Raw genomic sequence first — 14,353 nt, 5'->3', positions numbered from 1 at the left:
ACGAAGACACCGCAATTTTGATAGGGCCCCGATTTTGATACAGGATGAATTGCCAGGCGATGAGTTGAATGGAGCGGTGGAGCTGGAAGCCGGCGCCGATGCCGCTGGCCAGCGCCTCGACCAATGGCTCACCGCCCAGCTCGGCCCGGCGATCTCACGCAGCCGCGTGCAGGCGCTGATCAAGCAGGGCGCGGTCTCGATCGGCAGCAAGCCGGTCGAGGAAGCCAAGCGCAAGATGGCGGCCGGCGAATGCGTCTCGGTGGTGATGCCCGCGCCGGAGCCGGCCGAGCCTCGGGGCGAGGAAATTCCGCTCGACATCCTCTATGAGGACGACGAGCTGATCGTGATCAACAAGCCGGCCGGACTGGTCGTCCATCCCGGCGCCGGCAACTGGACGGGCACGCTGGTCAACGCACTGATCCACCACTGTGGCGACAGCCTCTCCGGCATCGGCGGCGTCAGGCGGCCGGGCATCGTGCACCGGCTGGACAAGGAGACCAGCGGCGTCATGGTGGTGGCCAAGACCGACCGCGCCCACAAGGCGCTGTCGGAGGCTTTTGCCGACCACGGCCTGACCGGCGATCTCGAGCGCGCCTATCTGGCGCTGGTCTGGGGCATCCCGCAGCGGCCGACCGGCACTGTCGACGCTGCGCTCGGCCGCGCCGCCGATCGCGTCCGCCGCGCCGTCGTTCCCGAAGACCGCGACGACGCCCGCCACGCCGTCACCCATTTCAGCGTGGTCGAACGTTTCGGCGAAGGGCAGAAGGCCTTCGCCACCGCAAGCCTGATCGAATGCCGGCTGGAAACCGGCCGCACCCATCAGATCAGGGTCCATATGGCGCATATCGGTCATCCCGTGATCGGCGATCCGGATTACGGCCAGGCCTTTCGCACCAAGGCTAACCGGCTGCCGGAACCGCTGAAAAGCGCGGTCAATGCGTTTTCCCGGCAGGCCTTGCACGCCTGGCTCCTTGAATTCCGACACCCGACAACCCATCTGACGATGAGGTTCGAGGCGCCGATCCCGAGGGATATGGAGGAACTCGTCGGCGGCTTCCGCAAGCTCTGAACCGCCATCAAGACGCTTCAAACCAGCCATCAAAAAACCTGACTGGCGTTGTTCACTTAAGCGTGACACACTGTTTTGTGTTGAACAAATGCCTGTCCTTTCTGGTTTTGTTCCTATATACAGCTGCTGCCGCGGATGAGCCGATTGGCATTCGCGTCACATGCCCGCCGCGTTACGGGGGCATCACTCCAATAGAGAGGGGGCGCTAATCATGGCCCAGTCACTACCCAGTATCGTTTCCGGTGAAGGCGGTCTCGCCCGTTACCTGGAAGAAATCCGTCGCTTTCCGATGCTTCAGCCGCAGGAAGAGTACATGCTCGCCAAGCGTTATGCCGAGCATCAGGACACTTCCGCCGCGCACAAGCTCGTCACCAGCCATTTGCGGCTCGTTGCCAAGATCGCCATGGGCTATCGCGGCTACGGCCTGCCGATCGGCGAGGTGATCTCGGAAGGCAATGTCGGCCTCATGCAGGCTGTCAAGAAATTCGAACCCGAGCGCGGCTTCCGGCTCGCCACATATGCCATGTGGTGGATCAAGGCCTCGATCCAGGAATACATCCTGCGCTCGTGGAGCCTGGTCAAAATGGGCACCACCGCCAACCAGAAGCGCCTGTTCTTCAACCTGCGCAAGGTGAAGGGCAGAATCCAGGCGCTTGACGAAGGCGACCTGAAGCCCGACCAGATCGCCGAGATCGCCACGCGCCTCAACGTTTCCGAGGCCGAAGTGGTGTCAATGAACCGCCGCCTGTCGGGCGACGCCTCGCTCAACGCCCCGATCAGGGCGAGCGAGGGTGAGTCCGGCGAATGGCAGGACTGGCTGGTCGACGACCACGAAAGCCAGGAAGAGATGCTGATCGAGCAGGACGAGCTGGAAAGCCGGCGCGCCATGCTGTCGGGCGCCCTGTCGGTGCTCAACGACCGCGAGCGGCGCATCTTCGAGGCGCGCCGTCTCGCCGAAGAGCCGCTGACGCTGGAAGAGCTGTCGGCCGAGTTCGACATCAGCCGCGAGCGCGTGCGCCAGATCGAGGTGCGCGCCTTCGAGAAGGTGCAGGACGCGGTCAAGGCCGCCGCCAAGCGCCAGAGCCAGGCGCTGCGCACCATCGAAGCGCAGCCGGCGGCTTAACAAGCCTGAGATTGAAGCAAAAAAGGCGGCGCCCCGGCGCCGCCTTTTTGTTGTCTGCAAGCCTTCGGTGTTGAGGCGTGTTGAAATTCAGGTTAGCCCGAGCCGAAAATGGTGGGTTCCGAGAACCGGAGCGGAGCGTACTTAAGGTACGTGAGCACCGGAAGCGCAGGGACCCGCCATTTGCAGGCCGAGATCACCTGAATATCAATTCGCCTCACGCCGTCGGCTGCTTGGTCTTGCGCAGATACGGCAGCACCGTCTCGAAGGCTCCGAAGCGCTTGATCGCGTCTTCATTGGAGACGGCGGCGGTGATGATCACATCCTCGCCCTGCTTCCAGTTCGCCGGCGTCGCCACCTGGTGCTTGGCCGTTAGCTGGACGGAATCGATGACGCGCAGGATCTCGTCGAAGTTGCGGCCTGTGGTCATCGGATAGGTCAGCACCAGCTTGATCTTCTTGTCGGGACCAATGACGTAGACCGAACGCACGGTCTGGTTATCGGCCGGCGTACGGCCCTCCGAAGTGTCGCCGGCGCTCGCCGGCAGCATCTCGTAAAGCTTGGCGACCTTGAGGTCCTTGTCGCCGATCAGCGGATAGTTCACCGTTTGGCCGGTCGCGGTCTTGATGTCGGCATGCCACTTCTCGTGGCTCGACACCGGATCAACCGAAATGCCGATGATCTTGACGTTGCGCTTCCTGAACTCACCTTCCAGTCCGGCCATCGTGCCGAGCTCGGTCGTGCAGACCGGTGTGAAGTCTTTCGGATGGCTGAAAAGCACCGCCCAGCCGTCACCGATCCACTGATGGAAATTGATCGTTCCCTGCGTGGTCTCGGCCGTGAAGTCCGGCGCGACATCGTTGATACGAAGGCTCATGACGTGCTCCCTTACCCTGTGACATGCCCGCCGGGACGGGCCAACCCGTCCGGCTTGGCTCAGCCTTCTATACCGCTGGGCGGTCCGGTTCAAAAGGCTTGTGTCTGCCAGGGCGATGGAAGCAGCGGAAAAATTTCGTCTTTTCCTGGAAAAGACAGCAGGAACTTCCGTAGCGGGCGCTGGGAGGCTGAATGAGGCGCGTTAAGCCTTCTTCACTGCCAGCGTCGCCGCCAGATCTTCCATGCGCTGCGCGAGCGCTGCGAGCGCCGTCGTCAGCACGCTGTCGTTCTTGTCGGCCTTGGTCAGCGCCTCGTCGCGCGTCTTGCGCAGCGTCAGAACCTCGCTCTCCATGCCCTTGACGCGCTTGGAGAGCTCCGAAAGCTCGTCCATCACCATGATGCCGGCCATCACCGTCAGCCGCTGGTCGCCGATCTCGCCGAAGGAATCCTTCAGATGCATGACATAGCGGTCGAAGCGCTCGGCGAGGTCGATCAGATGCTCCTCCTGACCCTCGTCGCAAGCCATGCGGTACTGCTTGCCGTCGATGGAAACCGTCACCTGTGCCATTGGCTTACCTGTCGAGAACCGCGCGGATGGTTTCCATGGCGGTCACCAGCCGGCGCGACACTTCCTTGTTGGCATCCTCCAGCCGTTCGGCGCGGGCCTCGGAATTGTCGAGCTCCTGCGCCAGCCGCGAGCGGTCGGCGTTCATGCGCTGCACCTCGGCCTCGGCTTCGGAATAATCGCGCTCATGCTCGAGCCGTGCCGCGACGGCGTTTTCCAGCCCTTCCATGGCTTTGCCGAGCCTGGCGATGACTTCCTTGAGGGTCGTTTCCCCGGTCATGGCCTTCGTCCTATGCCCTGCCCATCACCGAATCGCTCGCGTTCAGAACGCGTTATCCTGGAAAGATTAGGCGCCGGGTGAAGCGCGCGTCAATAAAGCTCTCGCGACTGTCCCCCGCTAACGCTAATGTAACGCGCCTGCCCCCACCACAAGCCTGGCAAAAGCCGACCGATTTGTTGACTAAAAGGCCGTGCCTGCTATGTGTCGCGGCGTCCTTTCCAAGGGCTCTCCCAAGGCTCCAACCCCAATTTCCGGAGGAAGCATGACCTCGCGTGTACAACATGACCGGATGGCCAATGCGATCCGTTTCCTTTCCATGGACGCCGTCGAGAAGGCGAATTCGGGCCACCCCGGCCTGCCCATGGGCTGCGCCGACATCGCCACCGTGCTGTTCACCCGCTTCCTGAAATTCGACGCCAAGGCCCCGCACTGGGCTGACCGCGACCGCTTCATCCTGTCGGCCGGCCACGGCTCGATGCTGCTCTACTCGCTCCTCTACCTCACCGGCTATGAGGACATGACGATCGACCAGATCAAGAATTTCCGGCAGGTCGGATCGAGGACCGCCGGCCATCCCGAATACGGCCATGCCGCCGGCATCGAGACGACCACAGGCCCGCTCGGCCAGGGCCTTGCCAATTCTGTCGGCTTCGCGCTCGGCGAGCGCATCATGAACGCCGCCTTCGGCAACGACCTCGTCAACCACTACACCTATGTGCTGGCCGGCGACGGCTGCCTGATGGAAGGCGTCTCCCAGGAGGCCATCGCGCTTGCCGGCCATCTCAAGCTCAACAAGCTGATCGTCTTCTGGGACAACAACAACATCTCGATCGACGGCCCGGTCTCGCTCGCCGACAACACCGACCAGGTCGCCCGCTTCCAGGCCTCCGGCTGGAACGCCAGCCACATCGACGGCACCGATCCTGAAGCGATCGCCTACGCCATCGAGGCGGCGCGCCATTCCGACAAGCCGACGATGATCGCCTGCAAGACGACCATCGGCTTCGGCGCCCCGACCAAGGCCGGCACCAACAAGGCGCATGGCTCGCCGCTCGGCGCCGAGGAAATCGCCGGCGCCCGCAAATTCTTCAACTGGGAGTCACCGCCCTTTGAGGTGCCGGGCGATATCCTCGACGCCTGGCGGGCCGTCGGCACGAGCGGCGCCAAGGCGCGCGCCGATTGGGAAGGCCGGCTCGCCAAGGCCGACGCCACGCTGAAGGGCGAATTCGAGCGCCGCCTCGCAGGCAAGCTGCCGGGCAATTTCGACGCCGTGATCAGCGAGTACAAGAAGAAGCTCTCGGCCGACAAGCCGAAGGTCGCCACCCGCAAGTCCTCGGAAATGGCGCTGGAAGTGATCAACGGCGCGGTTCCCGAAACCATCGGCGGCTCGGCCGACCTCACCGGCTCCAACAACACCAAGACCAGCCAGACCAAGAACATCACGTCTGACGATTACGGCCAGCGCTATGTCCACTACGGCATCCGCGAGCACGGCATGGCGGCGGCGATCAACGGGTTGACGCTGCATGGCGGCCTGATCGCCTATGGCGGCACCTTCCTCTGCTTCTCGGACTATGCCCGCCCGTCGATGCGCCTTGCCTCGCTGATGGGCATCCGCTCGATCTTCGTCATGACGCATGACTCGATCGGCCTCGGCGAGGATGGCCCGACGCACCAGCCGGTCGAGCATCTCGCAGCTCTTCGCGCCATTCCGAACCACAACGTGTTCCGCCCGGCCGATGCGGTCGAGACGGCGGAATGCTGGCAGCTGGCGCTGAAGTCCGAAAAGACGCCGTCGACGCTGGCGCTGACCCGCCAGAACCTGCCGACCGTTCGCACCGAATTCAGCGAGCAGAACCTCAGCGCTTCCGGCGCCTATGAGCTCGCCGCGGCAAACGGCGAGGCCGCCGTGACGATCTTCGCGACGGGCTCGGAGGTGGAGGTTGCCCTCGGCGCCCGCGAGCTGCTCGAAAAGCACGGCCATCCGACGCGCGTCGTTTCCGTGCCCTGCTTCGAGCTGTTCGAACAGCAGAGCGAGGACTACCGCAGGAAGACGATCGGCAATGCCGGGGTGAAGGTCGCCATCGAGGCCGGCGTTCGCCAGGGCTGGGACCACATCATCGGTACCGACGGCATCTTCATCGGCATGACCGGCTTCGGCGCCTCCGGCTCGATCGAGCAGCTCTATCCGCATTTCGGCATCACCGCCGAGGCGGCGGCAAAGGCAGTGGAAGCACGCCTGCACAGCAAGTGAGCCAAAGCATGTCGCTCAAAAGCGCACAGCGGTTTTGAGCGACATATAGAAGCAGGAAGGCCCCAGTCCGGCGAAACCATTCAATGGGTTGTGCCGGGCTGGACCAACCTAATCGATTTAAATTCGGGCTTCTGCGGCTGGATTCTTTGCCCGCCCGCCGTTATGAAGCTGCGGGACCATCCGCTTTCCAGCCCCCTAGGGAGAGAAAAATGACCGTCAGAGTTGCCATCAACGGATTTGGCCGCATCGGCCGCAACATCCTGCGCGCGATCCACGAGTCCGGCCGCAAGGATATCGAGGTCGTCGCCGTCAACGACCTCGGCCCGGTCGAGACCAACGCGCACCTCTTGCGCTATGACAGCGTGCATGGCCGCTTCCCGCATGAAGTGACGGTCGACGGCGACCAGATCTCCGTCGGCGCGGAGAAGTTCAAGGTCACCGCCATCAAGGATCCGACCCAGCTGCCCTGGAAGGAGCTCGGCGTCGACATCGCGCTCGAATGCACCGGCATCTTCACCGCCCGCGACAAGGCCGCCGCGCATCTGACCGCCGGCGCCAAGCGCGTCATCGTCTCTGCTCCGTCCGAAGGCGCCGATCTCACCGTGGTCTACGGCATCAACCACGACAAGCTGAGCAAGGACCACATCGTCATCTCGAACGCGTCCTGCACCACCAACTGCCTGGCGCCGCTTGCCGCCGTGCTGCACGAGACCGTCGGCATCGAGAAGGGCATGATGACGACGATCCACTCCTACACCGGCGACCAGCCGACGCTGGACACCATGCACAAGGACCTCTACCGCGCCCGCGCGGCGGCCTTGTCGCAGATCCCGACCTCGACCGGTGCCGCCAAGGCGATCGGCCTCGTGCTGCCCGACCTCAAGGGCAAGCTCGACGGCATCTCGATCCGCGTGCCGACCCCGAATGTCTCCGTCGTCGACCTCAAGTTCATCGCCAAGCGCTCGACCACCGCGCAGGAGATCAACGAGGCGCTGATCGCCGCCTCCAAGGGCAAGCTGAAGGGCGTGCTTTCGGTCACCCATCACCCGAACGTGTCGATCGACTTCAACCACGATCCGCATTCCTCGATCGCGGCGCTCGACCAGACCAAGGTCATGGACGGCAACCTGGTTTCGGTCCTGTCCTGGTACGACAATGAATGGGGCTTCTCGAACCGCATGGGCGACACGGCCGTCGCCTTCGGCAAGACCATCGCCTGATCCTGGGCACCGCTTCACTATCGAGACGCCCGGCTTCGGCCGGGCGTTTTTCGTTGATGCAGGCTTCCGCTAGAGCAATTCCAGGAAAAGTGTGTAACAGTTTTCCGTCCGGAATTGCGTGAAAACAAAGAGATAGAGCGGTTCAGCGTTTCCGTGAAACGGTGAACCGCTCTATCTCCAGTGGTTGCCCTGAGCCGTCATTCAGGCCCAAGCGGTCCGTCGTAGCGGGCGCGCGGCCTGATCGGCCTGTTGCTGGTGACCTGTTCGATGGCATGCGCCGTCCAGCCGACGCTGCGGCCGAGCGCGAACAGGCGGAACGGCGCGTCGGCGGGCAGATGCAGGCTCCGCGTCAGCGCGGCCAGCGCGAAATCGACATTTGGACGCAGACCGGTCGCGGCAAGGACGGCGTCGCGCAGCCGCAACAGGCCGTCGTCGATTTCGACATCAGGCAGCAGGGTTTCCGCGCGCGGATCGCCTTCGGGATAGAGCTGGTGACCAAAGCCGGGCAGCGGCCGGTCGTGGGCGAGCCAGCGCGCGATCGCCTCGTCCGGCCCTAGCCGCTCAGCGTCCTCGACAAGGGCGATGGCGGCCGCGCCCGCCCCGCCATGACGCGGGCCGGAAAGCGTGGCGAGGCCGGCTAGCAGGCAGGCCGCGATCGGCGCACCGGTGGAGGCGGCGACGCGCGCGGCGAAGGTCGAGGCGTTGAGCTCGTGATCGGCGAGCAGCACCAGCGCCTTGCGGATGAGATCGGCGCCGGCGGCGTCGACCGACCAGCCGCGCGCCAGCCTTTCGTGCACCGGCTCCGCCCCCGGGCTTGAGCCGAGGGATGTCGCCAGGACGCTCGTGGCGCTGGCGCCGTCCTGCTGCAGCATGGCCGGCCTGCGCCCGAGCGTAGGCCAGCCCGCGGCCGCGAGCGCCGAGAGTCGCGCAAAGGCTGTTGGGGTGCCGCTCTCCCGAACGGTCGACAGGGTCAGCGAAGCGAAGGATGCCGGGGTGTCGGAGGTCCAAAGCAGGCTTGCGGTTTCCTCCAGCGTCGCGGTCGCCGCAAGCGCCACGGCGTCCTTGCCGCGATAGACGAGGCGGCCATGCAGAACCGTCGAGATGGCGGTGGTGATGGCCGGCTCGCCCCAGGCGATGGCGCTTTCCGCGATCGCCTGCGGGCTGCGTCCGCGTGCGCGGCGGGTGGCGAGCGCTGCAATGTCGTCGGCGCGGTACTGGCTGCGGCGCGGGTCGGCTCCGTCCGGCCGCATGCCGATGCGGCCGCGGCTGACATAGGCATAGAGCGTTTGCGGCCGGACGTTGAGCCGCGCCAGCGCTTCCTCCCGGGTCAGCCATTCGGACATGCAGTTGCTGCCTTACATTGATTCTGTTGATCAAGATTGATGCATCAATTGGGCAGCATTAATTGCGATGCTCGAAAGGTCAAGGAGACAATCATGGCAAACGGGCTCGATGATATTGTCGCTGCAGACACCGTGCTTTCCGATGTCGACGGCGCCGGCGGACATCTCACCATCCGAGGCCATTCTCTGGCGGAGCTGACCGGCCATTGGCGCTACGGCCAGGTGATCCGCCTGTTGTTCGACGGCTTTTTCGACGAGCTGCCCGGCGATAGAGAGCTGGAAAAGGCAATCGGCAATGCCCGCGTCGAGGTTTTCGAGCGGCTGCGGCCAGCGCTCGACCAGTTGGCGCCGCTCGATATCTACAGCGCCATGCGCGCCGGCATGGCTCTGCTGCCGGACGGCGACGAACTTGCCGATGCGCTGAGGCTGATCGCGGCGCCGGCGGTGCTGACGCCGGCCCTGCTGCGCCTTACCCGCGGCGAGAAGCCTCTTCCTGCGGACGCGCGCGCCGACCATGCCGCCGACATGCTGAGAATGCTTGGCGGCGTCGCATCGCCGGCGCTTGCCAAGGCGCTCGACACCTATCTGGTGACGGTCTGCGACCACGGGCTCAACGCCTCGACTTTCGCGACACGAGTGGTGGCGTCGACGCAGGCGGGTTTGACCTCGGCGATCCTGGCCGGGCTCGGCGCGCTCAAGGGCCCGCTGCATGGCGGCGCGCCGGGGCCGGTGATCGAGATGCTCGATGCGATCGAGGCGAGCGGCGACGCCGCCGCCTGGCTGCGCGACGAGATCGCGCGCGGCGAGCGCATCATGGGCTTCGGCCATCGCATCTACCGCGTGCGCGATCCGCGCGCCGACGTGCTGAAGGCTGTCGTGCGCCAACTCGGCGCCCGCAAAGAGATGAATAACCGGAAGACGGGCAGCCGGCTGGCCTTCGCCGAGACGGTGGAACAGGCCGCGCTCGAAGTGCTGCGGGTCGCCAAGCCGCAGCGCTCGATCCAGACCAATGTCGAATTCTTCACCGCCTTGCTGCTCGAGGCCGCCGGCTTCCCGAAAGAGGCGTTCTCCAATGTCTTTGCCGCCGGCCGCGTCGCCGGCTGGATCGCGCACGCCCGCGAGCAGCAGGCGACCGGCCGCCTGATCCGGCCGCAGTCGCGCTATGTCGGGCCGGTGCCCGATCTCGTCGCCTGACGTCGCGGGCTGGGTTTCGTTCCAAACCTCTCGTTCCTGAGCGAACGAGAGGTTTTTTATGACCGAAATTTCATGTGATCATACGACCATGTTCGTGTTCTTGCCTTGGTTCGTCCTTATATGCTGCACTGCAACATAAGCTGATGGCAGCGGCTGCCCAAGCGACGCAAGGGCAGGCCAAAGCGTCGAGACAAGGAACGCCATGGCGAAGAACGGCAAGGCGGAGGACAAGAAGAAGATCAACGTCGCGCTCCAGGGCGGCGGCTCGCATGGCGCCTTCTCCTGGGGTGTGCTCGACCGTCTGCTTGAGGACGGGCGGCTGGAGATCGCTGCCGTGTCCGGCACCAGCGCCGGCGCAATGAACGCAGTGGCGCTGGCTGACGGCTTCGTGCGCGGCGGCGTCGAGGGCGCGCGCAGGAAGCTCGACGATTTCTGGCGCGCCGTCGCCTCGAAGGGGCGCTTCAGCCCGGTGCAGCGCATGCCGTGGGATGTCGTCTGGGGCAACTGGTCGATCGAGAACACGCCGGGCTACCTCTTCTTCGACACCATGTCGCGGGTCTTCTCGCCTTACGTCGCCAACCCGCTCGGCCTCAACCCGCTGCGCGATGTGGTCGAGAAACAAATCGACTTCCGCAACGTGCGCGCCTGCAAGTCGATGGAGCTCTTCATCTCGGCGACCAATGTCGAGACCGGACAGCTGCGCGTCTTCTCGGATGGCGAGATCGACCTCGACACGGTGATGGCGTCGGCCTGCCTGCCGCAATTGTTCCGCGCCGTTGAGATCAAGGGCGTGCCCTATTGGGATGGCGGCTATGGCGGCAACCCGGCGCTCTATCCCTTTTTCAAGACCACAGCGACCGAGGACGTGCTGCTCGTGCAGATCAATCCGGTGGTGCGCGAGGGCACGCCGAAAAGCGCCAACGAGATCCAGAACCGCATCGACGAGATCACCTTCAATGCCGGACTCTTGCGCGAATTCCGCGCTATCGCCTTTATCAAGGAGCTGATCGCGGCCGGCCGCCTGCCGCATGGCGAGTACCGCGACATCCGCATGCATAGGATCGATGCCGACGAGGCGTTCAAGGACCTGTCGGCCTCGTCCAAGGTCAATGCCGAATGGGCCTTCCTCGCCTACCTGCGCGACCTCGGCCGAAGTGCCGCCAGCGACTGGCTGGAGGAGAATTACGACGCCGTCGGCAAACGGGCGACGCTCGACCTGTCGGGCGAGCTCGACGACGGCTTCAAGCCGATGCGCGGCCCGGCGCCGGGCCGGCGGGTCAAGGAGTTCCTCGCCGCCCACATGAGGACGGAGGCAACACGCCGCCGGGCCTAAGCCGCTCCAAACTCCGCGCGCACGTTTTAGTTGGCGCTGAAACTTACCTCGCGGAACCGGCGATGCGCTGGATTCACCCATGCAGGGCGAGTAGCTTACCTCGACGTAAACGGGAGGTGGTGATGCTGCAGACCAGACAGAACTCCCTCGGGGTCAGGTTTGAAGCGCAATGCCGGGCCTTCGAGAAGGAGCCGTTCCCGAGCCTCGAAGTGCGCAAGGACCGGCTGAGACGCCTGCTGGCGCTGACCGAAAAGCACGAGGCCGAGATCTGCGCGGCGATCGATAGCGATTTTTCCGGCCGGGCGGCACAGGAAACGCGGCTTGCGGAACTGTTCGTCGTTCGCGCCGGCATCAGGCACGCCATGCGGCATCTGCGGGGCTGGATGCGCGAGCGCGGCGTCGCCACCAGCCTGCCGTTCCTGCCCGGGCGCAACCGCCTTTTGCCGCAGCCGCTCGGCGTCGTCGGCATCGTCTCGCCCTGGAACTATCCGTTCCAGCTGGCCATCGCGCCGGCGACCGCCGCTTTAGCCGCCGGCAATCGCGTGCTGCTCAAGCCGTCGGAGCTGACGCCGAAATTTTCGGAACTGCTTGCCCGACTGGTCGAGGAGCAGTTCGCTCCCGAGGAGATGAGCGTGGTGGTCGGGGATGCCGAGGTCGGCAAGACATTCGTGTCGATGCCTTTCGACCATCTCCTGTTCACCAGCTCGACCGCCATCGGCCGCCAGGTGGCGCTGGCCGCGGCCGCCAACCTGACGCCGGTGACGCTCGAGCTTGGCGGCAAGTCGCCGGTGATCTTCGATGCGTCCTGCGACCTCGACGCGGCCGCCGCAAGCGTCGCCTATGGCAAGCTTTTGAATGCGGGCCAGACCTGCATCGCGCCGGACTATCTGATGGTCCCGCAAGGACAAGGTGAAGCGATCGCCGCGAAGCTCGCCGCCGCGATGGCGCGGCTCTATCCCCGCCTGCGCGACAACCCGGACTACACGGCGATCATCAGCGAGCGGCACCACCAGCGCCTGAGCGAAATGATCGCCGAGGCACGCGAAAGCGGCGCCGATGTCACCGAAGTCAACCCTGCAAATGAAAAGCTTGGTGTGAGCGACCGCAAGATGGCGCCCGTCCTCGTCAGGAACGCCAGCGAGACCTTGCGCCTGATGCGCGAAGAGATCTTCGGGCCGGTGCTGCCGATCCTCGAATACGGCACGGTCGATGACGCCATCGAACACGTGAACCGCGGCGAGCGCCCGCTCGCGCTCTACTGGTTCGGCAAGGACAGCGCCAATCGCCGAAGGGTGATGCGGGAAACTGTGGCCGGCGGCGTGACGGTCAATGACTGCATGATGCATCTGGTGCAGGAGCGGCAGCCATTCGGCGGCGTCGGCGAAAGCGGCATGGGCGCCTATCATGGCGAATGGGGTTTTCGCACCTTCAGTAAGGAAAAGCCGATCTTCGTCCAATCGAGGCTCAGCGCTGGCGGCCTGCTGAGGCCACCCTATGGCAGGACATTCGAGCGGCTGTTCCGGTTGCTCAACCTGATCACCTGACAGGATTTAATTTCGGGATGGCTGCGTTCCACGCAGTGTCTGTGCTGCTGCAGAAGTCATTGCGGGAAAAAAATCCGCATCATACTGACATCTACTGCCACTGAGCATTCAAACGTGCGGAAAATCTATCCCGGCCGGGAAAAGCCGGGCAGTCGGATGTCAGAAAAAAGGAAAAAAGCCGGCTCGTCGCGGCTGGAGACGCAATGATGCTGCAATTTTTCTCACTATATTGCGCCGCAACTTTGCGGTAGAAGCGCGCTTCGCCGATCACGGCAAATTGAACATGGCTTCGCGCGCACCCATATCGGCCGCGCGCCCGGGAGTCGAAGGCGCTGACCTCGCCAAGCCCGCAACGGAAAATGACGATGCCGAAAATCAGGTTTCACAAACTTGCAGCCATTGCTGTGCTCATCGGATTTGCTGCCTGGATGGCAACGGGCGAGTTCTCGTCCGTGGGCAGCGCCGCCGACCACCAGAAGGCAGGAGAAGCAGGCAAGGCCACGCAGTCTGGGGCCGCCAAGCCGAAGACCGCCGAGGCCGAGCCGAAGGCGGCGCCGCGCACCGTCGCGGTGGTGACGCCGCCGCGCAAGACCTATGCGCGCGCCATCCGCATTTCCGGCCTGACCGAGGCCGACAAGCGCGCGGTGCTTGCCACGCGCGTCGCCGGCGTCATCGACAAGCTGCCGGTCAAGCAAGGCCAGCACGTCAAGACGGGCGATTTGGTGCTGATGCTGGCCACCGAGGAGAAGGTCTCGAATGTCGACAACGCCAGGCAGTTGCTGGCGCAGCGCAAGGCCGAGCTCGATGCCGCCGAGCAGCTCGCCAAGACCGGCAACCTGCCCAAGCTGCAGCTCGACACCGCCCGCTCGAACCTGACGGCGGCGCAGTCGATGCTGGAGACGGCGCAGGCCGAACTCGATCGCAACGAAGTGAAGGCGCCGTTCGACGGCGTCATCGACCGCGTGCCGGTCGAGCTCGGCAGCTCCGTCATGCAGGGCGGCGAGGTGGCGACGATCCTGAAGCTCGATCCGGTGATCGCGCGCGGCGAGATCAGCGAGCGCGACCTGCGCTATATCAAGATCGGCGACGAGGCTGATGTGCGCCTGGTCAACGACCAGAAGGTCACCGGCAAGGTGCGCTATATCAGCCGCGATGCCTCATCGCAAACCCGTACCTTCCGTGTCGAGGTGGCGATCCCCAATGGGGACGGCTCCATCCCCGCCGGCATGACGGCCGAGATCACGCTCAGCGCCGAGCCGACCGATGCGGTGCTTTTGCCGCGCTCGGTGGTGACGCTGGGCGACAAGGGCGATCTCGGCATCCGCGCCGTCGGCACGGACAAAAAGGTCGCGTTCTTCCCGATCGATCTGGTCGACGATACGCCGCATGGCCTGGTGCTTGGCGGCATTCCGCAGGATGCTCGCATCATCGTCGCCGGCCAGGAACTGGTGAAGGAGGGCGATGTGGTGAAGCCCGTTGAGGCCGACCAGGCGACCATCAGCAAGCTGATCAGCGAAGCCTCCGCCGGCACGCAGTAGCGCGACCGCCGGCGCCG

General features: G+C 64.6%; 12 protein-coding genes. 8 read left to right on the top strand and 4 right to left on the bottom strand.

Annotated features, from left to right (window positions below; all coding sequences use genetic code 11):
• Positions 1-64: 64 nt before the first annotated feature.
• Positions 65-1,069 (top strand): RluA family pseudouridine synthase, encoded by a 1,005-nt coding sequence (locus RFN28_RS12825; RefSeq protein ID WP_320287697.1) that lies wholly within the window; start codon positions 65-67, stop codon positions 1,067-1,069.
• 211 nt (positions 1,070-1,280) lie between these two features.
• Entirely contained in the window at positions 1,281-2,192 is a 912-nt protein-coding gene (rpoH, locus tag RFN28_RS12820; protein ID WP_040973687.1) for an RNA polymerase sigma factor RpoH, read from the top strand.
• Positions 2,193-2,406: 214 nt separating this feature from the next.
• Here rpoH and RFN28_RS12815 read toward each other — a convergent pair whose 3' ends face one another.
• The 3 genes from RFN28_RS12815 to RFN28_RS12805 all read right to left on the bottom strand — a co-directional run bounded on the left by RFN28_RS12815 (position 2,407) and on the right by RFN28_RS12805 (position 3,910).
• The gene (locus RFN28_RS12815; protein ID WP_320287696.1) at positions 2,407-3,066 is read right to left on the bottom strand and encodes a peroxiredoxin; all 660 of its coding nucleotides are present in this window, start codon (positions 3,064-3,066) and stop codon (positions 2,407-2,409) included.
• 201 nt (positions 3,067-3,267) lie between these two features.
• Entirely contained in the window at positions 3,268-3,633 is a 366-nt protein-coding gene (locus RFN28_RS12810; RefSeq protein WP_320287695.1) for a cell division protein ZapA, read from the bottom strand.
• 4 nt (positions 3,634-3,637) lie between these two features.
• On the bottom strand, positions 3,638-3,910 hold the full coding sequence (locus RFN28_RS12805; protein WP_040973690.1) for a DUF4164 domain-containing protein: 273 nt from the start codon (positions 3,908-3,910) through the stop codon (positions 3,638-3,640).
• Positions 3,911-4,172: 262 nt separating this feature from the next.
• On the opposite strand from RFN28_RS12805, the gene tkt reads away from it, so the two are divergent.
• Positions 4,173-6,164 (top strand): transketolase, encoded by a 1,992-nt coding sequence (gene tkt / locus RFN28_RS12800; protein WP_320287694.1) that lies wholly within the window; start codon positions 4,173-4,175, stop codon positions 6,162-6,164.
• Between the two features lie 209 nt (positions 6,165-6,373).
• Positions 6,374-7,384 carry a type I glyceraldehyde-3-phosphate dehydrogenase gene (gene gap, locus RFN28_RS12795; protein ID WP_320287693.1) on the top strand — a complete coding sequence of 337 codons (1,011 nt, stop codon included), beginning with the start codon at positions 6,374-6,376 and terminating at the stop codon, positions 7,382-7,384.
• A 197-nt stretch (positions 7,385-7,581) separates the two neighbouring features.
• Here the strand turns inward: gap and RFN28_RS12790 are convergent, their stop codons facing one another.
• Positions 7,582-8,727, bottom strand: a complete 1,146-nt coding sequence (locus RFN28_RS12790) for a citrate/2-methylcitrate synthase (RefSeq protein ID WP_320287692.1) — start codon at positions 8,725-8,727, stop codon at positions 7,582-7,584.
• Positions 8,728-8,820: 93 nt separating this feature from the next.
• Here RFN28_RS12790 and RFN28_RS12785 point away from each other — a divergent pair, with 93 nt between their 5' ends.
• The 4 genes from RFN28_RS12785 (at position 8,821) to RFN28_RS12770 (ending at position 14,336) form a co-directional block, all read left to right on the top strand.
• Complete coding sequence (locus RFN28_RS12785) at positions 8,821-9,921, top strand: citrate synthase/methylcitrate synthase (RefSeq protein WP_320287691.1); 1,101 nt, start codon at positions 8,821-8,823, stop codon at positions 9,919-9,921.
• Positions 9,922-10,123: 202 nt separating this feature from the next.
• On the top strand, positions 10,124-11,254 hold the full coding sequence (locus tag RFN28_RS12780) for a patatin-like phospholipase family protein (protein WP_320287690.1): 1,131 nt from the start codon (positions 10,124-10,126) through the stop codon (positions 11,252-11,254).
• A 122-nt stretch (positions 11,255-11,376) separates the two neighbouring features.
• On the top strand, positions 11,377-12,798 hold the full coding sequence (locus tag RFN28_RS12775; protein WP_320287689.1) for a coniferyl aldehyde dehydrogenase: 1,422 nt from the start codon (positions 11,377-11,379) through the stop codon (positions 12,796-12,798).
• Positions 12,799-13,163: 365 nt separating this feature from the next.
• Complete coding sequence (locus RFN28_RS12770; RefSeq protein WP_320287688.1) at positions 13,164-14,336, top strand: efflux RND transporter periplasmic adaptor subunit; 1,173 nt, start codon at positions 13,164-13,166, stop codon at positions 14,334-14,336.
• Positions 14,337-14,353: the final 17 nt, after the last annotated feature.

Source organism: Mesorhizobium album (genome assembly GCF_033977205.1).
In the GTDB taxonomy this organism is placed as follows: domain Bacteria; phylum Pseudomonadota; class Alphaproteobacteria; order Rhizobiales; family Rhizobiaceae; genus Mesorhizobium; species Mesorhizobium album.
This window is presented reverse-complemented; position numbering and strand designations above follow the sequence as displayed.